We start from the raw sequence: 23871 nt of genomic DNA on the forward strand, positions 1-23871 counted from the left end.
CGATGAATGCATTAGTGATGAAAAATACCCGCAATAACACAGTGTTGTTGGCGGTGTTAGCCGTGGTATTGGCTGTACTGCCTTGGGCACTAGGTGGTTTATTTGAGAATGGTAATTCTTGGCTGCGTGCGGTCGATTTTGCCTTGCTCTATATCATGCTGGCGCTGGGTTTGAATATCGTAGTGGGTTACGCGGGTTTGCTCGATTTGGGCTATATCGCGTTTTATGCGGTAGGTGCGTATCTGTTTGCGATTTTGAATTCGCCTCATTTACAAGCTGTCTTACCCGCTTGGCTGAGCCATCCACCCTTTTTGGTGATGATGGTGATGGCTGCCGTCGTCGCTGGGATTTTTGGTGTTTTGCTCGGCTCGCCTACGCTGAAACTGCGTGGTGACTACTTAGCGATCGTGACTTTGGGCTTTGGTGAGATTGTTCGTATATTCATGAATAATCTGGATCGCCCAATCAATATTACCAATGGCCCGCAAGGGATTAACAATATCGATCCCGTACAGATTGCGGGTTACGATTTTGGCCGTCCGATTGAGTTTTTGGGTCTGACGTTTGAGAAAATTCATCTCTATTACTATCTGATTTTAGCCTTCTGCGCATTGATCATTTTTGTGTCGATTCGCCTGCAAAACTCACGCATTGGTCGTGCATGGGTCGCAATTCGTGAAGATGAAATTGCCGCCAATGCGATGGGGATTAACACCCGTAATGTGAAATTGCTCGCATTTGCGATGGGCGCCAGCTTTGGTGGTGTTTCAGGGGCGTTGTTTGCCAGCTTCCAAGGCTTTGTATCGCCTGAATCCTTCGTGTTAATGGAATCGGTGATGGTACTGTGTATGGTGGTGCTTGGTGGTATGGGAAATATCCCCGGCGTGATTTTGGGCGCGATTATTGTGTCGATTACCCCTGAGTTGCTGCGCGATATTATCAATCCGCTGCAGATGGCGATTGCAGGTAAGAAAGTCGTTGATCCAGAAAACTTGCGCATGCTGATTTTTGGCTTGGCCATGATCATCATCATGTTGGTTCGCCCGGAAGGTCTGTGGCCATCAAAACGCCGCCGTGCTGAATTGCACCCGAAAACCAAAGGCATTGCGCTACAAGAAAAAGACAGCTTGCAAGATGCGGAGCGTAACCATGACTGAAGTGTTGCTAAGTATTGAAGGCATTAATAAACGTTTTGGTGGTTTGCACGCCTTGAGTGGTGTCGCGCTGACCATTAATAAAGGTGAGATTTACGGTTTGATCGGCCCAAATGGCGCGGGCAAAACCACCTTGTTTAATGTATTGACCGGTTTGTACCAGCCTGATGAAGGTAAATTTACTTTCCAGGGTAAAGATTTATTCCGCAAAAAACCCAATGTCGTGGTTGAGTCTGGGATTGCACGTACGTTCCAAAATATTCGCTTATTTGCCAATATGAGCGCCTTGGAAAACGTCATGGTGGGTCAACATGTACGCACCAGTATTGGCGTATTGGGGGCGGTATTGCGTCACCCGAAAGCGAAAGCTGAAGAGGCTGCGATTAAGGCCAAATCAGAATCGCTGTTGGCCTATGTCGGCATTGCCGATCGTGCGGAAGAGTTGGCGCGTAATCTGTCGTATGGTGATCAGCGCCGCTTGGAAATTGCCCGTGCATTGGCGACCAACCCCACTTTGCTGGCGCTCGATGAGCCTGCTGCGGGGATGAATCCCAAAGAAACCGATGACTTGAAAAAGCTGATGGAAAAAATCCGCGCTGATGGCGTTACCATTTTGCTGATTGAGCATGATGTTAAATTGATGATGGGCTTGTGCGATCGGATTGCGGTACTCGATTACGGCAAAAAAATTGCAGAAGGCGTGCCAGAACAAGTTAAAAATGATCCACGCGTGATTGAAGCCTACCTTGGAGTTGCGCCTGAATGAGTACCTTATTACAAGTTAAAGACCTAAAAGTGGCTTATGGTGGTATCCATGCCGTTAAGGGTATCGATTTGGAAGTCAAACAGGGTGAACTAGTGGCCTTGATTGGTGCCAATGGGGCGGGTAAAACCACGACCCTGAAAACCTTAATGGGCATGGTGAAACCGGCTGGTGGCGAAATATTGTTTGATGGTCAATCCACCGCAAAACTCGCACCGCATGAGTATGTTAAAAATGGCCTTGTCATGGTGCCAGAAGGGCGTGGAATTTTTAGCCGCCTGACGGTGGAAGAAAATCTGCAAATGGGCGCCTATAGCCGCAATGATAAGGCTGAAATTTTGCATGATATGGAACGGGTTTATCACCTATTCCCACGCCTGAAAGAGCGTCATAAGCAGCTGGCGGGTACTTTATCCGGTGGCGAGCAACAGATGGTCGCCATTGGACGTGCGATGCTGAGTCGACCCAAATTGCTGTTGCTGGATGAGCCATCGATGGGTTTGGCACCAATTATCGTGCAAAAGATTTTTGAAATTATCAAAATGATTGCCGCTGAGGGCGTTACGATGTTGCTGGTTGAGCAAAATGCCAAATTGGCTTTGCAAACCGCAGATCGTGGCTATGTGATGGAATCTGGCAAAGTCACTTTCAGCGATAGTGCAGACGCGCTATTGGCTAATGAAAAAGTGCAGCAAGCTTATTTGGGCGAATAATGAGCGCCTAGGTATCAAACTTAAAACCTCGCTGTGCGAGGTTTTTTTTCGCTAATGCGTTTGGGCAAGTAATTGAATATCACCGCCAGTAGCGGCGGTATTGGTGCAAATCGTATATTCAGCGACTAAACGATAGAGCGGCCATTTTCCGTCTTCAAAAGGCTGTATCAACGGCGTTAGGGCACCATCTCGCTGAGCCAAAAATTTTTCTGTTTGCCATGCGATTGATGAGTTACACATGACGGCATCAATCGGAGTTTGCAGCGGGTCAGTGGCGAATACCATTGAGCTGGCTTTTAGATGTTTTTGCCAATGACTCGCCATCACGGTCGGTTGAATCACGGGTTGATTTCCCGTTAGCAATGCAATGCCAATTTGTTGAACCAGATCCCAGTCGCTCGGGCCAAGGCAGGCGATACGACCCCGACCACGATAACGTAATTCATTTGTTTCGCCGCAGATACTGGGTAGATGAAGTACCTGATCAATCGGGCTGCGCCGTGCGGCATCTTCAAATAAGATCTCGAGGTCGGTGCCTTGGTCAAGATCAGGCCACAGATGGGCTATGGTGCGTAATTCTTCCAGCTTGGCAGGCAATGCTTGATAGTGGGGCTGGCACGGGTCGATATTTTTACACATTCGGCTCAAAGCCCAAGGCCCGCCCGCTTTTGGGCCAGTGCCGGATTTATTGACTCCACCGAATGGTTGGCTACCTACAATGGCGCCAATTTGGTTGCGATTGACGTAGTAATTGCCGATGCGAGTTTGATTGATAATGCTTTTAATATTGCGCTCGATTCGGCTTTGGATCCCCATCGTCAGACTATAGCCGAGCCGATTGATGGCATTGAGCATTGGAGTTAATTGTTGCGCATGGTAGCGATAAATGAACAGCACTGGGCCAAAAATCTCATCTTTGATTTCACTCAGCTTGGGTATTTCAATCAGCGTAGGCGCGACATAATGACCGTGAATACATTCATCCATGAGGTTCGATTGAAATACGGGATATTTTAATTGCTGAAAATGGTTGATTGCCGAATAGATTTTTTGCTCGGCAGTTTGATGGATAACCGGGCCAATCTCGGTTGAAAAGCGCGCTGGGTTGCCGATGACTAACTCGCGCATGCAGTTTTTCAGCCGATTGATGATGTGTTCGGCAATGTCGGTTTGGATGCAAAGCACGCGCAAGGCTGAGCAGCGTTGGCCTGCGCCATCGAATGCCGACGTTAAAATATCGCGAATAATTTGTTCGGTTTGGGCGCTGCTATCGACAATCATGGCATTGATGCCACCCGTTTCGGCGACAAGGACACGGTCAGCGCCAAATTCGGCCAATGCCCGGCGTATTTTGCTGGCCGTGGCGAGTGAGCCAGTGAAGCTTACGCCATTGCAGCGATGATCCATTGTGAGCGCAGCGCCCACTGCGGCGCCGCCGAGCAATAACTGCAAACATTCTGCAGGAACCCCCGCCAGATGAAAGCAGGCAATGGCTTGCGCTGCGATTAATGGTGTTTCTGGGGCGGGTTTGGCAATCACGACATTGCCTGCCAATAGGGCTGTGCAAATTTGCCCAACAAAAATGGCGAGCGGAAAATTCCACGGACTAATCGCGATAACAATGCCCAAAGGGGGCGGCGGCATATCGTTCCAATCGACTTGAGCTAGGCTGGCATAGTAGCGACAAAAATCGATCGCCTCGCGATATTCACTTTGGGCGTTACTGATCGTTTTGCCTGATTCTCGCACCAATAGATGAATGAGTACGCCCTTTTGTAACTCTAACTGATCTGCAACGGCCATGATTAAGCGTGCCCGCTCGCGCACCGATTTCTGCGCCCAAGCAACTTGATGGCATTGGGCATTGTGATATGCCATCTCAATTTGAGCTAAATCGGCTTCGATGACTTCGCCAATTTCATCGCGTTGATCGGCCGGATTGATACATTTAATGCTGGGTGTATTGCTATAGACAGTTTTTGGATAATCGTTTTCAGCGATATACCTGCCTAAGTATGCTGCATCAAATTGATTGGCTAATTCAAGAAAATGCGGCCAATGCAGTGGGTCTTGCAGACTCGGGGTTTCTCGGGGGCGAAATACTTTATTGGGGGGGGCTAATTTACTGGTGGAGGTATTTACTGGGTGTTGCTCAAGATTAGAATGAGTGAGTAATTGATGCACAAAGGATGTATTCGCGCCGTTTTCTAAGAAGCGGCGGACTAAATAAGGTAGTAAGTCTTGATGAGTACCAACTGGGGCGTAGAGGCGGCATGGCCGATCAATGCCTAATTCATTGGCAATCTGATACAGCGATTCGCCCATGCCAAACAAGGCTTGGAATTCGCAATTTCGATCGCCGGCCATTTGATGAATTTGCGCCACTGTAAATGCGTTATGCGTCGCAAATTGGGCAAAGATGCGATTGTCGGCTTGGAGCAAAACATGCGCACAGGCCAAATAGCTTTGATCGGTATGCGCTTTTTGAGTCCACACTGGGTATTCTGCCAAGGATGCTTGCTGAGCGAGCTTAATCTCGGTATCCCAATAGGCGCCTTTGACGAGGCGAACGCAGATTGAGCGCCTTAACTGCTTGCTGTGTTGGCTTAGCCATTTCACTACATGCAGGGCATTTTTCTGATAGGCCTGCACCGCAATTCCCAAGCCACTCCAATCAGCTAAGTCTGGCTCGCGCATCAGACGCTCAAATAAACTAAGTGTTAACAGTTGGCGCGCACTTTCTTCTGCATCGATGGTTAATCCGATTTCGTACTGCTTGGCCTGCAAAGCCAATTGATAGAGCTTGGGGTAAAGTTCAGCATGGATTTGCGCATAATGCTGAAAATCAAACTTAGCGTGCAAAGCCGAGAGTTTGATCGATGCGGCGGGGCCAAATTGCCCTGCGCCTTGACTGTAGACACCGATGCGATGAATGGCTTGTTCATAGCGTTGAAAGTAAATTTCAGCATCGGCAGTGCATAATGCCGCTTCACCGAGCATATCGAATGAATATCGAAAGTCACTATCTTGTCGCGCCAGAGCGCCGTCGATATTTTCCGCAATGATAAATTGCTGCGCTAGCCATTGCAGGGTCTTTTTAATTGCTTCGCGAATAATGGGTGTCGTCAACGGCGTGCGCAGATGTTCAGCTAGATCAAGCCCGTAGCTGGCAAGATTAATTAGCCAAGAATTATTTTTCTGATGATGAATTTGCCAATTCGCCGCATGCAGTTGCTCCTCAATTAAGGCGTCGAGTTGATAGGCATCGGGAATTCGCAGCGCCGCTTCGGCGAGTTTGAGCAAGGCTTGGCCAGCGGGGGAAGATAATGGATATTGCGCCAGCAGATTATCAATACCACCGAGCCCTGAACGTTCATTACGCAATTTTTGCGTCAATAAGCGAGCAATTGAATCAGCTCTGAGTTGTTGCTCCGCGCTTAAATGAACTGCTTGCGCAATCTGCCGTGCATAGCTGCTTTCCTCTACATACCTAGCTTGCGCGATGGCAATAAACTGCGGGTCAAGATCGGGGATTTCATCCTGCAAACGAATCATGGCGTGCTTCCAGTGGCTGGTTTTAACAGCTTGAATTGAACAGCAACGATGATGCAAGGAAGAAGTGCGGGCACTGCTGCGCCCGCATTCAGTTTAGACTTTGAAGCGATGTATCGTGGTATCGAGGCTTTGGGCTATTTCGCTCAGTCGAGTAGATAGATGGCTGGTACTTTGAGCCGCGCTATGGTTCTCTTCGCTCGCTTGCGCAATGTGTTCGACATGGCGGGCAATTTCTTGGCTGGCGGAGCTCTGCTCCTTAATCGCGTTGCTGATGCTGGCAATATGATCAACGGTACGACGCGATACGTTTTCAATCAAAGCTAACGATTCAGCTACACTTTGCGTGCTGCGTACCCCATTACTGACCAAAGTGCCTGCGACGCGCATCCCGTCGGCGGCATTACCCGTATCACGTTGAACAGCGTCAATTTTGCTGGTGATTTCTATCGTGGCCTGTGTGGTGCGTTCGGCCAGTTTACGAACTTCATCGGCAACCACTGCAAAGCCACGGCCTAAATCACCGGCTCGGGCCGCCTCAATGGCTGCATTGAGCGCTAATAGGTTAGTTTGATCTGCAATATCTTTAATCACCATGGCGATGCTGCCAATTTCATCAGAGCGCTGATTGAGCTGCACGATAATATCGGCGGAACGGGTGATCGATTCGGCGATCTGGCTGATCTCGTTTGCGGCTTGCTGTGCGGTGACAGCGCCTTCGGTCGCAGTTTGCGCCGCTTCGCGTGACTCTTGCTCCATGTTTTGGGCATTATCGGCAATCATATGAACGCTAACCGACATTTGTTCGATCGCTGCAGCCGTGGATGCAGAGGCCTCTGCTTGTAAATGCGATGCTTGTGTGATTTGTACCGCTGCAGAGTTTAATTCGCGTGCGGCAACAACCAGCTCGTTGGAATTGCGATTGGCCTGACCGATGACCTCGCACATGCCTGTAAACAGACGATTGAGCGCACTGGATGTCTTACCAATTTCATCGTCATTTTGTGTTTTCAAGCGGCGGGCAATATGACCTGTTTGATCAATTTCGGAAATGTCACGCTGCATTTGATTGAGCGGGGTGGTCACTGACTTGATACACACCAGTGTGGCTGCAATCCCTAATCCAATTGCAATGACCATCAAGATGATACTGAGGCGAACTTTTTCCGATTTAATATCATCAACTTTTGCTTCAATGCCATTTACGGCCTTAATCGCAGTTTTAGCTTGTTCACCCAAGTTATCACTCAAGCTGCGCACGGCATCTTTGTATTTGCCAAATGCATGATTGGCATCGGCCGTGGTCGCAAATTGACCCGCTTCAAGTTGACCTTCTACCTCAATAAAGCCTTGGCTATAGGCATTTAATTGCGTTTTTAATGTAGCCAATTGGGTTTTTTCTGCTTCATTCGCAATGGCTTCCGCATCCGAAATAGACTTCTGAGCTTCGCTCAAACTTTTATTCCATTTTTCTCGATATTCTTTGACTTTTTCAAGACTGGCCAAATTGATAAAAATATCTTTCTCAAACCGGCGCAAATCGGCGACATGATTTTTGGCATCGATGATATTCATACCGTATTGCAAGTCATTGTGAAGCAATTCACTCACAACGGCGTGCTGCTTATTCATGCCCACGAGGCCGACTACACCAACAATCACGAGCAGCATTAATGTAATGACAAACCCGACGGTAATTTTGGCGGCGATGGAAAGATGGTTAAGCATTGGGATTCCCACTCAATGAAAAATACTTCCTTGCAGTTTAGTTTGCGTTCAGCCAGAAGCAAGCTCTCCGGGTCAAGTGTGGGGTGGAGTAGACGATCAATAGCTGTAATAATTATGGGCTATGAAATGTATTGAATTAGGAATCGGTAATGACAGATGTTCAGGCGCTCACGCCATATGAATTATTAGGTGGCGAGGCTGTTTTAAGGCGCTTGGTCGATCGTTTTTACGACATTATGGAAAACGATCAGCGCGCGGCAGGCATTCATGCGATGCACGCGAAAGATACGACGCTGATTCGCGACAAACTATTTGAATTTTTGTCGGGCTGGCTCGGTGGCCCGCAGCTATTTATTGAAAAATACGGGCATCCGCGTTTGCGAGCCCGTCATATGCCATTTTCAATTGGTGAAGCCGAGCGTGATCAATGGCTGCTGTGCATGTATCAGGCCATGAGCGAAATTGCGATGAGTGATGAGTTACGCGAGCATTTAGAAGAGGCCTTCTTCAAAACGGCCGATTTTATGCGCAATCAATAAGCAGGGTATGTGCTTGAACACTTTGTGCAGATTGGGTTGTATGCCAATACTGTGGATGGTATTAAAAAGGTCGCCTCGGCGACCTTTTTAATTGGTGGATGAAATTAAAAAACACCGCCCGCAAAATCATTCTGTCGCCACGCTTCATACACGGTAATGGCCACCGCGTTAGATAAATTTAAACTGCGATTATCGGGATGCATCGGTAGGCGAATGCGGTCTTGCGGCTCAAATTCAGCCAAGATCTCGGCAGGTAGCCCGCGTGTTTCGGGGCCAAATACCAGCACATCGCCTAGTTTGTATTGCACCAAATCATAGCGCTGCGAGCCTTTGGTCGTGCCGGCAAAAAACCGGCGTCCTGCTAATGCGGCGCGGCAAGCGGCCCAATCTTCATGCACCTGCATTTCGGCATATTCATGGTAATCCAAGCCGGCGCGACGCATTTTGGTGTCGTCCAGCGGAAATCCCAATGGTTTGACCAAGTGCAGACGACAGCCCGTATTGGCCGCGAGGCGAATAATATTGCCGGTATTGGGCGGGATTTCGGGCTGGAAGAGAACAATTTCAAACATGAGTGATCTTTGTAAGCTGATAAATGGTATTGATTCGCATTGACGTCATCCGGCGCGCTTCTACACTGAAGTGCTGTACTGCCTAGATGAGGAAAACTGATGACTATCATACCAAAGGAAGTCTTACTTGCCGCAGCGATGATGGCAAAACTCGAAGGATTATTGCCAGAGCAAACGATGGCGATGGTGTTTCGTGCGCTGGATCATGAAATCCGCGCGCCTAGAGGCGGGTGTTTTAATCCGGCGCGGACTTTGGGTATTGGTAAGGCCATTTATGCTGCCTTATTTAATTTTCCATTCGATTTAATGATCGATACGCGCACATCGAATGGCTGGCGTTGGGAGACTCAGATTCCCGATTATGGTTATTGCGCGAGCTTTGAACAAATGTTTGTGCAGGCGCAATTGGATGTGGCGCAGCAACGTACGGTCAAGCATCGCCCGCATCAGGCTGATATTGCGCAAAACAGCGTCTAGTAAACTGTCGCTCGTTGGCCGTGGCTGTTAGAATCAAGGCAAATTTATTAATTGCGAACCAGCCATGAATCAAACTGCTACTCTGCTGATTAGCTGCCCTGACCGTAAAGGCTTATCGGCGGCGATTGCCAACTTTCTGTATACCTATAACGCCAATATCGTTCATTCTGATCAACACCAAGACAGCGCGGATAATCTGTTTTTGATGCGCATTGAATGGGATTTGGCTGATTTCACCTTAGATATGAGTGCGTTTTCGGCCGCGTTCCAACCGATTGCTGATCGTTTTGAAATGACTTGGAAAGTGGCCTTGTCGAATCGCCCGCAGAAAATGGCGATTTTTGTCTCGAAATACGATCACTGCTTGGTTGATTTGCTGCATCGTCACAAAAGCGGCGAGCTCAATTGCGAAATCCCGCTGATTATTTCTAATCACGAAGATTGCCGCGCCTTGGCTGAGTTTTACGGGATTGAATACCATGTAATTCCCGTCACTAAAGACAACAAGGTGGAAGCAGAAGCCAAGCAAAAAGCATTACTGGCTGAAAAAGGCATCGATCTGATCGTACTCGCCCGCTATATGCAGGTACTCAGCCACGAATTTACTGCCGCCTACCCACAGCGCGTGATCAATATCCACCACAGCTTCTTACCTGCGTTTGATGGCGCGAAACCGTATCACCGTGCGTTTGCACGCGGTGTAAAACTGATCGGTGCGACCAGCCATTATGTGACCGAAATCTTGGATGATGGCCCGATTATCGAGCAAGATGTGAATCGCATTTCACACCGCGATAATGTCGATGCGCTGATTCAAAAGGGGCGTGATCTGGAGCGCGTCGTGCTGTCACGTGCTGTGCGCTGGCACTTGGAGCATCGCGTCTTGGTGTATTCAAATAAGACGGTGATTTTCGACTAAACAAGTTGGTGCATTAAGTAGGGGTATATCCATCAAGACGTTTTAATTGTTTGTCTTGATGAATATACCCCATTTTTTTTATGGGTTCAGCGCCTGCAGCAGATCGTTCTCGATTTGCAATCGGGCCCGTTCGTCATTTAATACATTGCCGGTGACAAGAAAGTGATCTTCGGCCCGCTCGCCCAAAGTCATAATTTTGGCCGATTGAATCTCGATGCGATTGCCCGCCAGAATCCGCGCGATGGTCGAGAGTAAACCCGGGCGATCGCCAGCCACGACAGACAGAATATAAAATTTCCCGCGTTCATCGGCCCGAATTTGCACGTGGGTTGCTACGGGGAAATGTTTCTGTTGCCGAGAAATACGAGCCGAGGGCGCGGCCTGCAAGGGCAGTTTTTTCTCAATCCGCTGTGCCAGCTCAAATTCAACGTAATTGATCAAATCACGATACGACGTCGTTAAGCCATCAGGGATGTAGACGTAAAAGGTATCCAGCGCATAGCCATGCGTGGTGGTATGAATATGTGCATCAAAAATGCTATAGCCAGAGCGTTCGAAAAAGCTGCAAATCTGGGCAAATAAATCAGGCTGGTCGAGTGTATACACGACGACCTGCAAACCTTCGCCAGATTCCGATAATTTGGCCTTTACAATTGGCTTATTGCTATTGATATGTCCCAACAGCACGCGGGTGTGCCAAGCAATATCGCGTGCATCGTGACGCAGGAAGTAGACCGTATCGAGCAATTGCCAGAAAGGCTGATGCGCGTCTTCGCGAAACCCGTACAGCCGCAGCAAACGCAGCGCTTCGTCTTGGCGCTCATTGAGCCAAGAGTGGGCGGTGATGTTCTGGTGATTCAGATAGCGCACCGTGCCTTTGAATAGGTCTTCCAGCAGCTTGGCTTTCCAGGCATTCCAAACTTTCGGGCTGGTGCCGCGAATATCGGCCACGGTGAGCAAATACAGTGCGTTCAAATGGCGCTGATCTTTGACGAGCGCTGCAAATTCAGCAATGACATCGGGGTCGTACACATCCTGCTTCTGGGCAATCGACGACATGGTGAGATGGTGCGTCACCAACCAGACGATCAAATCACGATCTTCCTGCGGTAGCGGATGTTGCGCGCACCATTTTTCGGTAATCACCGCACCGATTTGCGAATGATCGCCGCCGCGGCCTTTGCCAATATCATGAAATAGCGCCGCTAAATAAAGTACTTCGGGGCGCTCGAACTCTTCGAGCAGGCGCGAACAGAGCGGATATTCATGCGTAAATGCATTCACCGCAAAGCGTCGTACATTGCGCAGCACCATCAATGTATGCTCGTCCACCGTGTACACATGAAAGAGATCATGCTGCATACGTCCAACAATGTCGCCAAACTCCGGAATATAGCGGCCCAATACGCCGTATTGATTCATACGCCGTAAAATGCGCGTTAAGCCGCGTGGCTCGCGAAAGAGGGCGACGAATAATTGCTGATTGTGTGGCTTAGCCAGAAAATCATCGTCAATTTTATGCCGCGCATGCCACAAGGCGCGCAGCGTTTCAGGTGCAATATCGCGCGCTTCACGGCGTTGTTCAAAATGCAAAAACAGCGCCAGTATGCTCGAAGGTTTGCGCTCGAATAAAGCGGGGTCGGTGATTTCAAGTAGGCCATCGCGTATCTGAAAATCATCACAAATCTGAATGGTTTCATAACCAATATACGAAAACAGCCGTGCCCTCAGCGCCTGTACCAGTACAGGCACGAGCTGAGTCACAATGCGTGCCGCCAGATAGTATTCGGCCATCAAGGCTTCGGATGCGCGCTGGGTAATCCGCCCCGCAGCGGATAGATCGTCAAAGCCAAACTCTTTGGCCAATGGGTGCTGGTAGTCAAATAAAATGCGGTCTTCGCGCCGTTTGGCGCGCCAATGTAAGGCAATTCGATAGGTACGCAAAACACGTTCGGCCTCGCACAGCTTTTGATTTTCTTCGACCGTGAGCATGCCCAAAGCGGCGAGCGCATGCCAATCCCGACCGAGCCGCTGGCTGGCGGCGATCCAGCCGATCAAGTGCAAATCACGTAGCCCACCCGGTGCTTCTTTAATATTGGGTTCGAGTTTGTAGGTGGCATTTTGAAATTTGCTATAGCGTGCTTGCTGCTCGATGAGCTTGGCATCAAAAAATTCTTTGGGGTCGATATGGCGATGCACCGTGTCCATGAACTCAGCAAAACGTTGCGTATCGCCGACCAAGACCCGCGTTTCTAACAGGGCGGTTTGCACCGTAATGTCTTTTTCCGCCTCGTTCAAGCAATCGGCGATGGTGCGCACCGAATGGCCGACTTCCAGCCCAATATCCCACAGCTCACCGACGAAGATTTCGAGCTTTTCCAATAGTGCAGGGCTAGGCTGATCGGGCAGTAAAATCAGTAAATCAATGTCGGATGAGGGGTATAGCTCACCACGCCCATATCCGCCAACTGCTGCAAGCAATACCTCGCTGGTAAACTCATGGCGTTCCCACAATTCGGTCAGCGTTTTATCAGTGAGATTGGCCAGTGCATTGAGCAGGGGCGCCGCTTTTGACGGCACATTAAAGCGCTCTTTGAGCGCAGCCTTTTCGCTGGCATAGGATTGACGAATGGCGGTGACAGAACGCATGGCTTTGACCTTTGGGCGCAAGTGGATGAGTTGTGTTCCGAAACGGCGATTTGATCGCTCTATTTAATTTTCAAACAAAAATGACTTACATAAAAAAGGGTATTGCTATGCAATACCCGTCGGCTGCTGACAAAGTGGGAAGTCACATTTTTCAAGTCTCGGCAAAGCCGAGCCTAAGAAATAAGGCATTGCAGTTCAGCCTTTATGTTTTATTCCCACCCCTCCCGCCCCCTCCTTGAGGGGAGCCTCGCTTCGCGAGTGGGATTTGTCATCAATCTGAAGGTATTGCTCTGCAATACCGGATTTAACTGGTTTTAAAGCAATTACCCGAGTAGGTATTTCTCAGGCTTGGGTGGCGTACCGGCTGATACTGTCAGGACTTCATAGCCTGTTTCGGTCACGAGTATCGTGTGTTCCCATTGCGCAGACAGGCTGCGATCTTTGGTAACGATGGTCCAGCCGTCGTTCATTTGTTTGATTTCACGTTTACCGGCGTTAATCATCGGTTCAATGGTGAAAATCATGCCTGCTTTCATTTCTGGGCCAGTTCCCGCTTTGCCATAGTGCAAAACTTGCGGCTCTTCATGAAACACTGAACCAATGCCGTGGCCGCAAAATTCCCGCACGACTGAATAGCCCGCTTTTTCAGCGTATTTCTGAATCGCCGCGCCGATATCACCAAAATGCGCACCAGGTTTAACTTGCTCGATACCGATCCACATGCAATCAAAAGTCACTTGTGATAGACGTTTTGCATGGCTAGGTACATTATCACCGACCATATACATCCGGCTGTTGTCACCGTGATAGCCGTCTTTGATGACGGTAATATCCAGATTCACCACGTCGCCATTTTTCAGCGGTTTGTCATTGGGAATGCCATGACAAATCACGTTATTCACCGAAGTGCAAATTGACTTTGGGTAGGGTATATAGCCAGGAGGGCAGTAATTCAATGGTGCTGGGATAGTACCCTGCACATTAACCATATATTCATGGCATAAGCGGTCGATCTCGGCGGTAGTGACGCCTGGAACAATAAATGGCGTAATGTAATCGAGTACTTCGCTGCCGAGTCGGCCTGCGACGCGCATTTTCTCGATTTCATCTGCAGTTTTGATGGTGATGGTCATGTATGCCTCAGTAAACCGAGTCAATCAACGCTCGGTTTTTTAAATAGTTGCCCAATTATAGCATTGTGAGCAATTGAGCCGTATTCGCTTTTAGTTTGCGCGAACAGGCGATGCGCTGTCCTGCTCTTTGGGTTGCAAAGCGCGTAAGGCCGAATCGGCGAGCTCATGGTACAAATTGACGCGAAATAGCCGTGATACATATGAGGCGATCATTGCGGCTGCCAAACTGGAAATCACCATATCATGGCCGTCGGTCATCTCCATCATAATGACTGCTGCGGTGAGTGGCGCCCGTGTCACCGCCGCGAGTAGCGCAACCATGCCTATGGCCATCAGTTTAACGGTTGAAGTATCGCTAAATAGGACACTAAACCAGCTGCCTACGCCAGCGCCTAGCGAGAGCGAGGGCGCAAATACGCCGCCGGGCAAACCGGTCATAAAGGTTAAGATCATGCCCGCCCATTTGAGTGGCGTGAAATACCAAGGCAGGGTTTGCGCGTGATTAATGGCCTCGCTGGTGATTTCTGCTCCGCTGCCATGAATCGGCGCGATTAAGCCGAAAATAGCAATCAACAAGCCGCATGCAGCGACAAAATAATAAGGGTGCTGACCACGCCAGATTTGCACAGCTTGGGGTAGCCACCGTTTTGTGTGGATGCAAACCCAAGCAAAAGAGCCGCCGACCAAACCACACATGGTGCTGACTACAATGACCGGCAAAATAATATCGTAATTGAAATTGGGCACATGAATCCGGCCGAAATAAACGTAATCACCCAAAATGGCCAGCGACACCACGCCCGCAATAATCACCGCGCCGAGTAATTTTCCCGAGGTTTGCTCTTCGACCGAGCGCGCGAGTTCTTCAAAAGCAAAAACGATGCCTGCCAGTGGGGTATTGAAAGCTGCTGCAATCCCTGCCGCGCCACCCGCTAAGATCAATTGGCGGCGAAATTGGGCACTATCTTTGGGAGAAAAACGATGCAAAGCATACATGATGCTGGCGCCAATTTGTACCGTCGGGCCTTCGCGCCCCAAGACAAAACCAGAGCCAAGGCCAATAACGATACCGAGAAATTTTGCAATCGCGATTCGAATCGACAGTAGTTTCTCGGTCAGGCTTACTGATTCAGTGAGTTGCAGTGCCGCTTTAGTTTGCGGGATGCCACTGCCTTGGGCGCCTTCGCCCATTTTCTGCATCACCCAACGTGCGGCAACACCGCCAAGCGGCACAATCATCAGTGGCGCCCAGCGCCATTGATGTTGCAGGCTGTTAAATAGTTCGAATGACCACTCTGCCGCTTTAGCTAATAAAACCGCCACCAAGCCAACGCAGGCTGCTCCCAGCCACAGCAGGATGGTTTGCCGGCTACGAAGTGAAAGGTACTGAAAACGAGCGAGAACGTGCCTAAACATAGGGGCGCATTTAATTGGCAAAATACATTGTAGGGAGCGCGTGATTTTACCGTCAATGAAATAGTGGCCAAATTAAATTCAATGTGAATATTGGCGGTTTTTCACTGAATTGGTGAATGCATATTGTTATGCCAATAAAAAAGGAGCCGAAGCTCCTGTTTGGGGTATTAGCCGATTATGGCTTGCGATGTTCAGGCAGTACGATGTTGACCTCAAGCACTTCAAAGTCATCTTTGCGATCAAGCTGAACTTTAATGTCTTCAGGATTGATCGAGACGTATTTAGAAATCACCTCGACCAATTCACGCTGTAATTGGGGCAAGTAATCGGGTGCTTCGCGACCATTGCGTTCGTGGGCGAGAATAATCTGCAAACGTTCGCGTGCCACACTGGCGGTTTTTTTCTTTTCGCCAAAGATATATTTCAGAATAGACATGGCTTAACCTCCAAACAACCGTTTCCAGAACGGCTGCTTTGGCACTTCAATAAAGCGCATTGGTTTTTCTTCGCCAAGGAAGCGGCCGATCACATCTTTGTAGGCTTCAGATACATCTGTGCCTGCATTGTGAATGGCTGGCGTGCCTGAGTTAGACGCCTGCAACACCGATTCAGATTCCGGAATAATCCCGATCAAGGAAATGCGCAGCAAATGCTGTACATCGTCGAGCGAAAGCATTTCGCCCGATTCCACGCGCGCAGGGCTGTAGCGGGTGATCAGCAAATGCGTTTTGACCGTGCCGCCTTCTTCAGCTTTTTTCGATTTGGCATCGAGAATACCGATGATGCGATCTGAGTCGCGCACCGATGAGACTTCTGGGTTGGTTACCACAATGGCTTCGTCGGCGAAATACAAGGCCAAGAAAGCGCCTGTTTCAATCCCGGCGGGGCTATCGCATACGATGTAATCAAAACCGTCGTGTTTTAGCTCGTTCAGAACGCGTTCAACACCTTCTTTCGATAGGGCGTCTTTGTCGCGAGTTTGTGAGGCCGGCAGTACAAACAGGTTGTCGCAGTTTTTATCTTTGATCAGTGCCTGACGTAAAGTCGCTTCGCCTTGGATCACATTCACAAAGTCATATACCACGCGACGCTCGCAACCCATGATCAGGTCAAGGTTACGCAAACCCACGTCAAAGTCGATGACGGCTGTTTTGAAACCGCGCAGGGCCAGGCCCGACGCGAAACTCGCACTGGTGGTGGTTTTACCCACGCCGCCTTTACCTGAGGTAACGACTACGATTTTTGCCACAATGTGTCCCCTAAAGTTAAAACTTATTTCTCAATAAATAGGTTGATGTAACAAAGTTGTTACAGCGATTTAATTCAAATTATTCAATGCTTCGATCATTAATTTGTCTTGATCGAGTGAAATTTGTGCTGGTTTTGAGCGAATTGCATCGGGCAGCGCTTCATCAAGGCTGCGATACACGCCCGCGACCGAAACTAATTCCGCTTCCATGCAGGTCGTAAAAATACGCGCATTAGTGTCACCTCGCGCACCAGCCAGTGCGCGGCCACGCAGTGGCGCATAAACATGGATATTGCCATCGGCAATGACTTCAGCGCCATTCGATACTAGCGCCAGTACAATCAAATCACCGCCTTTGGCATACACTTGCTGCCCCGTACGTACAGGGCGGGTAATGATTGTTGCGCCTTGCTGGGTAAGGGTTTCAGGTTGATGCTCTGGCGGGGTATGTTGTGCTGAATTACTGGGGGCGATTTCGCTATCGAATAAAACAACCAATCCTGCCTCACGCGCCGCGACCTGTTGATCCTGATTGCCGCCTTGCGCCGCAATGGGGGCGAGTGCATATTGGCGCAGCAAATTGACCAAGGCCACGATTTCGACTGCGCTAGGAATTTGCGGCAGGCTATTAAAATCGATCACGATTTGTTCGCCAGCGAGAAAATGATCGGTCCCGCCGAGTTGTTGCTGCAACGCCGCTTGCAGTACATCGCAATCGAAAGTAACAGGAACAAAGGCCGTCAAACGGGTTGTGGTGCTTTTAAATTCAAACAGGCTAGCCGTTTGTTCTGGATAGGCAAAACTCGTCATGGCGGGCGAAAAATAATAAATGCAATAAAGGCAGGAGTTTACCTTTTCGGCCTTGCGCTAGGAAGCTGTAAACACGCGTCAGGCTAGCAAAACAACTCTCTTTGCACAAATAGCTGCTTGAGCGGTCGATTTGACTCGAAATGCCACGGCAAATCGAGCCAATGTTGCTCATTAGTAAGCGCGGCGGGTTAGTCCCGTTTTGTGCATGATGGTGGTGGCCAATTCTTCAATCGACATGCGCGTGGTGTTCAGATAGGGCACGCCGACATGCCGCATCAGCGCTTCAGCTTCCGCCACCTCAAATTGGCAAGTATCGAGCTGGCAATAGCGGCTATCGGGTTTGCGCTCTTGCCGTATCTGACGCAAGCGTTCGGGGTCGATCGTCAGACCAAAAAGCTTATTGCGATAAGGCAGCAGCAAACGCGGCAGCGTGTGTTGGCCAAAGTCTTCAGGTGTGAGGGGGTAATTGGCGGCTTTAATCCCAAATTGCAAAGCCATATATAGGCATGTTGGTGTTTTACCTGAACGAGAGACGCCCACCAAAATTAAATCAGCCTCAGCTAAATCACGTGGCATTACGCCGTCATCGTGATTCAGTGAAAAATTCACCGCATTAATCCGATTATTGTATTCCTCAAAATTTGAAATCTCGTGCGAGCGCCCGATGGTATGTGACGATTTAACGCCTAATTCTTCTTCGAGCGGCCCGATAAATTTTTCAAAAAAATCGAGTGATAAAGCGTCAGCAACATGAATCTTTGCGCGGATTTTCAAGTCGGCAATTGTGCTGAACACTAAGGGTCTGCAACCATCAATCAGCGCTTGACGCCTGATTTTTAAGGCAACTTCTTCCGCTTTCTCGAGGGTGTCGACAAACGGCAAGACGATGCGATTGAAGGTGACGTCTTCAAATTGCGACAGCAATGAATGCCCTAATATTTCAACGGTAATGCCGGTGCGGCCTGATACAAAAAATGCAGTACGACGCATAGTAAATCCTCCCTTTCTTTAGAATAAACCTGCGTGCAAGGGAAAACCAGTACATAGAATTACTAACTTTGCGTTTGTAACGTTGCGTTTAACAATAAATAACAATTACTTCGTGGTTGCACTGCAACAAAATAGTTTATATTTTAATTTTACGTTTCTCCTTAGGGCCGGCAAAAATGACAGAAAAATACGTGATTGACTTTGCTCACCTGCGAATGACCGATGTAGAAAAAGTGGGTGGGAAGAATGCTTCTCTGGGCGAAATGATTTCGCAACTCACTGAAAAAGGCGTTCGTGTCCCTGGTGGTTTTGCGACGACCGCTGAGGCCTATCGTATTTTTCTGGCGCATGAGGGGCTGGCCGATCGCATTGATGCCGCGCTCGCTCAACTTGATGTCGATGATGTCAAAGCTCTGGCTGAAACAGGCAAGCAAATCCGTGAATGGATTATGGCTACGCCATTGCCAGCACAGCTAGAAGCGGAAATGGCTGAACATTATGCCAAGCTCGGTGAAAACGTGACGGTGGCTGTGCGCTCGTCTGCCACGGCTGAAGACTTGCCCGATGCATCATTTGCCGGTCAGCAAGAAACATTCCTTAATATCGTCGGCTACCAAAATGTCGTTGATGCCATGAAGCAAGTATTTGCCTCTCTGTATAACGATAGAGCGATTGCTTACCGCGTGCATAAAGGTTTCGATCATAAAATCGTCGCGCTTTCTGCCGGTATTCAGCGCATGGTGCGCTCGGACAAAGGCGCAGCCGGTGTGTTGTTTACGATTGATACCGAGTCAGGTTTTGATCAAGTTGTGTTTGTGACGGCCTCATATGGTTTGGGCGAAACCGTTGTGCAAGGCGCGGTGAACCCGGATGAGTTTTTCGTGCATAAACCGACTTTGCGTGCGGGTCGCCCAGCGATTGTGCGTCGTCATCTGGGTGGTAAAGCCATCAAGATGGAATTTGATACTGAATCGGTGGCGGGTAAATCGGTACGTACTGTCGATGTGGATTTAGCATATCGTCGCCAATTCTCAATTTCCGATGCTGAAGTGGAAGAACTCGCGCAATACGCACTGACGATTGAAGAACATTATGGCCGCCCAATGGATGTGGAATGGGGCCGTGATGGTATCGATGGCAAGTTGTATATCTTGCAAGCGCGCCCAGAAACGGTGAAATCACAGGAATCTGGCTCGGAAAAACTAACGAAATTTCGCATGCTGGAAACAGGTGAAGTTCTGACCGAAGGCCGTGCAATCGGTCAAAAAATTGGCCAAGGTCGTGTACGCATCATTCGTGATGTGTCGGAAATGGACAAAGTGCAAGCGGGTGATGTGCTGGTGTCGGATATGACTGACCCCGATTGGGAGCCTGTGATGAAACGCGCGGCAGCGATTGTCACCAATCGCGGTGGCCGTACCTGTCACGCGGCCATTATTGCGCGTGAGCTGGGTATTCCTGCTGTGGTGGGTTGTGGCGATGCGACACGCGCGTTGCGCGATGGTGATGAAGTAACCGTGTCATGCGCCGAAGGCGACACCGGTAATGTCTACGCGGGTTTGCTCAAGTTCGAGAAAATGGATGTTTCACTGACGACATTGCCAAAAGCGCCAGTGAAATTGATGATGAACGTTGGTAATCCAGAGTTGGCGTTTGAATTTGCGCAATTACCAAACGAAGGTGTGGGTTTGGCGCGACTCGAATTCATCATTAATCGCATGATCGGCATTCACCCGAAAGCTTTGCTGGCCTACCCCAATTTGGCTGAGCCGCTGAAAACTCAGGTTGAAGAGCGCATTGCCGGTTACCGCTCGGCGATTGATTTTTATATCGACAAAATCGCTGAAGGCATCGCGACTTTGGGTGCCGCTTTTTATCCGAAAAAAGTCATCGTTCGTTTGTCTGATTTCAAATCAAACGAATACGCCAATTTGCTCGGTGGGCCAGACTACGAGCCGCACGAAGAAAACCCAATGATCGGTTTCCGTGGTGCGGCGCGCTACGTGGATAAATCATTCCGTGATTGTTTCGAGCTTGAATGTCGCGCAGTGAAAAAAGTGCGTGATGTGATGGGTTTGACCAATGTCGAAGTGATGATCCCCTTCGTGCGTACCGTCAAAGAAGCTGAATGCGTGATCGAATTACTGGAACGCAATGGCTTAAAACGCGGCGAGAATGGCCTGCGCATTATCATGATGTGTGAAATTCCGGCCAATGCAGTACTGGCCGAGCAATTCCTGCAGCACTTCGATGGTTTCTCGATCGGCTCGAATGATATGACTCAGCTGACACTCGGGATTGACCGCGATTCAGGCGGCCCGGTATCAACGAGCTTTGACGAGCGCAACGATGCTGTGAAAGCGATGCTGAGCATGTCGATCAAGGCGTGTCGCAAGCTCAATAAATACGTCGGTATCTGTGGTCAAGGCCCGTCAGATCACCCTGATTTTGCACAGTGGCTGGTTGAGGAAGGGATTGAAACGATTTCCTTAAACCCAGATACCGTGATTGAGACTTGGTTGTTCTTGGCCAATGGCGGCAAGGCGGTTTAATGGGTATGTGCTGAAAAATATTATGGGCATTGGTGTTTAGATGAATACCCTGCTGATGTATAAAGCCCGCTTTACGCGGGCTTTTTCATCGCTTGATCGGTCAAACCGAGAGTGATTTTTAATAGCAGCGCAAAGTGGTGCTGCGTTCTTGGCGCACCGAGACAGATTGTTCGCGACCATTGCAGCTGTAGATGATATTGGCGTATTTCACATGACCTACCGCCGGATCGCCGCACCAGCCGTCATTGGACGCAAAGTTAAATGAGTTGCGACCATTGGCTTGACTAGCTAGCCTGCGCGTGAAATCACAAGAGCCGCCGCGATTGGAGCTATATACGGCAGAAAGGATGTGTATGCCGCGACCCCAATGATTGCCGCCGCCCGAGTTGCCGCCACCATTCATCATCCTGACCGCCTCTCGAAATCCATCGCGAAAGCCTTCCTGATATTGCGAGCTGCGGCCGCGCATCATTTCATCGGGCATGCGTGGGTCTGCTTGTACCAGCGCCGGGGCACTGAGTGCAAGACTAAGGGCAAGACACAGAATGGGTTTCATGCAGATCTCCAGTAATTGATATGTGCCATCATCATAAAAGCAGCATGGCAGATTCTCTGTGATATTTATGACAAATCAGCAGGCAATAATCACCATCATATCGCCCATTCCCGCGCGCTTGTTCAGTAACGAGTCAGCTAGTTTGTAGTGGCTGTTTGCAGTGATGCAATTGCGCGCAATTGCGTAATGAATATTTTGCAGAACAAGTTGCACTCTTATCGCGTGCATAAAACTAAGCAATCTAGTGGTATTTATTAAATAATTTTGGCAGTTTTTGATTGGCCAGCAACTCATTAATGGCCTGATTGACCTGAGCTGCACTGACTTGCCCGTTGCGCGAGATACCGCAAGATGCTTTCTCATTTTTAATTAATAAATAGGGGTGTAGGGCGACTTTAACTTCCCCCATCTTTTGCTGATATTCCAAGACATATTGGTCAATGATGATGTGATGCACATAGCCTGCTGCTAGTTTGCGCAAATTACTATGTACTGTTAGCGTGTCATCGCGGATAAATTGGGTGCCCAGCGCTTGTTGCACTTCGGCATAGTTAAATCCCAAAATCGTGCCGATGCGGATATTGGCAAGATCATTAAGCTGTTTTGGTCGAGTGAAGCGTTGATCGCTCACAATTAATTCTGCATGCGGGATAAACGGAGTGCTCCAGTCAAATGGGCCTGGTAACCAGCGCGGATTTTGATTGCAAATAATATCGACCTGGCCACTTTCCAATATCGGGCTGAGTCGTTTGCGCGGCAAGGCAATAAATACCGCGCTGCGATTTAATTGCTGCGCCAGCATATTTCCCAAATCAAACAAGAAGCCCGCTTTTAATTGCCCATTTTCAAATTGCGCCAGTGGCATTTCATTGCTATCGGATAGCAAGACGCGCAATGGCAGGCCCTGAGCCTGCACCTTGGTGGCGAGGACTATATTGCTGATTAAAAAGATTAAACTGGCTAAAGTTTGTTTGCACCAGTAGGGCATTTATTTTTCCTTAACGACTTGCTGCCGAGCTTTATGTTTGCTGGTTTTTGATCGTACTGCAAGCTGCGGTTTGCTAGTATGGTGACCACTCACGAGCGCGTGGGGGCATTGAAATTGAGGGGGGAGCGGCGTAGGCTAATACGATTGAGCGCCAGTTTGAGTCTCTGTGATGATCAATGCGGTGTCATCCTCAGTGGTAAATAGCTATCGCCCTGCGACATCTTCGTGTGGGCCGGGGTGTACCTGCGCGGCCTGTTTGCAAGCTAATCAGGCAAATGCGTCTGCTGCGCAAAAAGCGCCGAATGGACAACCGCTCACTTCCGAGCAAGTCGCACAGTTGAGTGAGCTGAAAAAGACCGATGCCGAAGTTCGGCGGCATGAACAGGCGCATTTGGCTGCATCGGGTGGTTTGGCAAAAGGCGGGCCGAGCTATAGCTTGAAAACGGGGCCAGATGGTCAGCAATACGCGGTGGGTGGCGAGGTACAAATCGACACCAGTCCGGGTAAGACGCCAGAGGAAACACTGCGCAAAGCCCGCATTATCCGGGCGGCCGCGCTCGCGCCAGCTGAGCCTAGTGGTCCAGATCAGGCCGTGGCCGCTAAAGCACAATCGATGGAGCAACAAGCCCTGCAGGAAATCGCTCAGCGCAGCCCTGCGCAACAAAAGCTGGCCTCGGCGTATCAGCAGCAACCACAATTAGGCTTAAGCCATTTCCAAAGCGCGGCGTGATAGCTGCTGCGCACATGGCTGAAATTAGGGGCTGTTTACGTTTGTCTGCTCAAACCCTCGTCGCTTTTCCTAAGTCCGCTTGAACGGCGTAAGCTGAAGTTTCTGGCGGCTTAAATAGGAGGGAATCATGGAAAATCCTGTCCATTCCATGGCTAATTTATTTAGCCAACTCGGTTTGGCGAGCTCAAATGATGCGATGACTTTGTTCGTGCGCTTGCATACGCTGTCGCCGACTATTGAGCTTGAAAAAGCACCATTCTGGAGCCCTTCACAGATTGCATTTTTGCTAGAAGCGCGCGCCGATGACTCAGATTGGAGTGAGCTGGTCGATCAGCTGGATGTGATGCTGCATCAGCCCACTTGGCATTGATCATTGAATTG

The 23871-nt window shown here is 49.3% G+C and carries 21 protein-coding genes; 9 read left to right on the forward strand and 12 right to left on the reverse strand.

Annotated features, from left to right (window positions below):
* Window positions 1-2 precede the first annotated feature (2 nt).
* The 3 genes from HQ393_RS02615 to HQ393_RS02625 are packed head-to-tail and all read left to right on the forward strand — an operon-like array spanning window position 3 to window position 2630.
* Window positions 3-1157, forward strand: a complete 1155-nt coding sequence (locus HQ393_RS02615) for an ABC transporter permease subunit (protein ID WP_246307932.1) — start codon at window positions 3-5, stop codon at window positions 1155-1157.
* Window positions 1150-1920, forward strand: coding sequence for an ABC transporter ATP-binding protein (locus tag HQ393_RS02620; protein WP_179357314.1), 771 nt, complete (start codon window positions 1150-1152; stop codon window positions 1918-1920). Before HQ393_RS02615 ends, HQ393_RS02620 begins: the two co-directional genes overlap by 8 nt.
* A complete protein-coding gene (locus HQ393_RS02625) occupies window positions 1917-2630 on the forward strand; it encodes an ABC transporter ATP-binding protein (protein WP_179357315.1) in 714 nt (237 codons plus the stop codon). Before HQ393_RS02620 ends, HQ393_RS02625 begins: the two co-directional genes overlap by 4 nt.
* A 51-nt stretch (window positions 2631-2681) precedes the next feature.
* Here HQ393_RS02625 and putA read toward each other — a convergent pair whose 3' ends face one another.
* The gene (gene putA / locus HQ393_RS02630; protein WP_179357316.1) at window positions 2682-6185 is read right to left on the reverse strand and encodes a bifunctional proline dehydrogenase/L-glutamate gamma-semialdehyde dehydrogenase PutA; all 3504 of its coding nucleotides are present in this window, start codon (window positions 6183-6185) and stop codon (window positions 2682-2684) included.
* Window positions 6186-6278: 93 nt separating this feature from the next.
* Entirely contained in the window at window positions 6279-7910 is a 1632-nt protein-coding gene (locus HQ393_RS02635) for a methyl-accepting chemotaxis protein (RefSeq protein WP_179357317.1), read from the reverse strand.
* Between the two features lie 149 nt (window positions 7911-8059).
* Here HQ393_RS02635 and HQ393_RS02640 point away from each other — a divergent pair, with 149 nt between their 5' ends.
* Window positions 8060-8449 carry a group II truncated hemoglobin gene (locus HQ393_RS02640; RefSeq protein ID WP_179357318.1) on the forward strand — a complete coding sequence of 130 codons (390 nt, stop codon included), beginning with the start codon at window positions 8060-8062 and terminating at the stop codon, window positions 8447-8449.
* 104 nt (window positions 8450-8553) lie between these two features.
* On the opposite strand, the gene HQ393_RS02645 is transcribed toward HQ393_RS02640, so the two are convergent.
* A complete protein-coding gene (locus tag HQ393_RS02645) occupies window positions 8554-9021 on the reverse strand; it encodes a tRNA (cytidine(34)-2'-O)-methyltransferase (protein WP_179357319.1) in 468 nt (155 codons plus the stop codon).
* A gap of 99 nt (window positions 9022-9120) precedes the next feature.
* Here HQ393_RS02645 and HQ393_RS02650 point away from each other — a divergent pair, with 99 nt between their 5' ends.
* The gene (locus HQ393_RS02650; RefSeq protein ID WP_179357320.1) at window positions 9121-9498 is read left to right on the forward strand and encodes a hypothetical protein; all 378 of its coding nucleotides are present in this window, start codon (window positions 9121-9123) and stop codon (window positions 9496-9498) included.
* Window positions 9499-9562: 64 nt separating this feature from the next.
* On the forward strand, window positions 9563-10417 hold the full coding sequence (purU, locus tag HQ393_RS02655) for a formyltetrahydrofolate deformylase (RefSeq protein WP_179357321.1): 855 nt from the start codon (window positions 9563-9565) through the stop codon (window positions 10415-10417).
* A gap of 78 nt (window positions 10418-10495) precedes the next feature.
* Here the strand turns inward: purU and HQ393_RS02660 are convergent, their stop codons facing one another.
* From HQ393_RS02660 to ppsR, 7 genes are all read right to left on the reverse strand, one after another.
* Window positions 10496-13066 (reverse strand): [protein-PII] uridylyltransferase, encoded by a 2571-nt coding sequence (locus HQ393_RS02660; RefSeq protein ID WP_179357322.1) that lies wholly within the window; start codon window positions 13064-13066, stop codon window positions 10496-10498.
* A gap of 323 nt (window positions 13067-13389) precedes the next feature.
* Complete coding sequence (map, locus tag HQ393_RS02665) at window positions 13390-14199, reverse strand: type I methionyl aminopeptidase (protein WP_179357323.1); 810 nt, start codon at window positions 14197-14199, stop codon at window positions 13390-13392.
* 90 nt (window positions 14200-14289) lie between these two features.
* Window positions 14290-15615, reverse strand: a complete 1326-nt coding sequence (locus tag HQ393_RS02670; RefSeq protein WP_179357324.1) for a chloride channel protein — start codon at window positions 15613-15615, stop codon at window positions 14290-14292.
* A gap of 175 nt (window positions 15616-15790) precedes the next feature.
* A complete protein-coding gene (gene minE / locus HQ393_RS02675; protein ID WP_179357325.1) occupies window positions 15791-16051 on the reverse strand; it encodes a cell division topological specificity factor MinE in 261 nt (86 codons plus the stop codon).
* A 3-nt stretch (window positions 16052-16054) separates the two neighbouring features.
* The gene (gene minD, locus HQ393_RS02680) at window positions 16055-16864 is read right to left on the reverse strand and encodes a septum site-determining protein MinD (protein ID WP_179357326.1); all 810 of its coding nucleotides are present in this window, start codon (window positions 16862-16864) and stop codon (window positions 16055-16057) included.
* Window positions 16865-16933: 69 nt separating this feature from the next.
* Window positions 16934-17674, reverse strand: a complete 741-nt coding sequence (minC, locus tag HQ393_RS02685; protein WP_179357327.1) for a septum site-determining protein MinC — start codon at window positions 17672-17674, stop codon at window positions 16934-16936.
* A 171-nt stretch (window positions 17675-17845) separates the two neighbouring features.
* Window positions 17846-18664: a posphoenolpyruvate synthetase regulatory kinase/phosphorylase PpsR gene (gene ppsR, locus HQ393_RS02690; RefSeq protein WP_179357328.1), complete on the reverse strand. Its 819-nt coding sequence runs from the start codon at window positions 18662-18664 to the stop codon at window positions 17846-17848.
* A 176-nt stretch (window positions 18665-18840) separates the two neighbouring features.
* Between ppsR and ppsA the strand changes: the two genes are divergently transcribed.
* A complete protein-coding gene (gene ppsA / locus HQ393_RS02695; protein WP_179357329.1) occupies window positions 18841-21216 on the forward strand; it encodes a phosphoenolpyruvate synthase in 2376 nt (791 codons plus the stop codon).
* A 118-nt stretch (window positions 21217-21334) separates the two neighbouring features.
* Here the strand turns inward: ppsA and HQ393_RS02700 are convergent, their stop codons facing one another.
* The gene (locus HQ393_RS02700) at window positions 21335-21772 is read right to left on the reverse strand and encodes a hypothetical protein (RefSeq protein WP_179357330.1); all 438 of its coding nucleotides are present in this window, start codon (window positions 21770-21772) and stop codon (window positions 21335-21337) included.
* 241 nt (window positions 21773-22013) lie between these two features.
* On the reverse strand, window positions 22014-22760 hold the full coding sequence (locus HQ393_RS02705) for a substrate-binding periplasmic protein (RefSeq protein WP_179357331.1): 747 nt from the start codon (window positions 22758-22760) through the stop codon (window positions 22014-22016).
* Between the two features lie 169 nt (window positions 22761-22929).
* Between HQ393_RS02705 and HQ393_RS02710 the strand changes: the two genes are divergently transcribed.
* A complete protein-coding gene (locus HQ393_RS02710) occupies window positions 22930-23490 on the forward strand; it encodes a putative metalloprotease CJM1_0395 family protein (protein ID WP_179358370.1) in 561 nt (186 codons plus the stop codon).
* A gap of 127 nt (window positions 23491-23617) precedes the next feature.
* Window positions 23618-23860 carry a DUF2789 family protein gene (locus tag HQ393_RS02715; RefSeq protein ID WP_179357332.1) on the forward strand — a complete coding sequence of 81 codons (243 nt, stop codon included), beginning with the start codon at window positions 23618-23620 and terminating at the stop codon, window positions 23858-23860.
* The last annotated feature ends 11 nt before the right edge of the window (window positions 23861-23871 follow it).

This window comes from Chitinibacter bivalviorum, assembly GCF_013403565.1.
Classification (GTDB): domain Bacteria; phylum Pseudomonadota; class Gammaproteobacteria; order Burkholderiales; family Chitinibacteraceae; genus Chitinibacter; species Chitinibacter bivalviorum.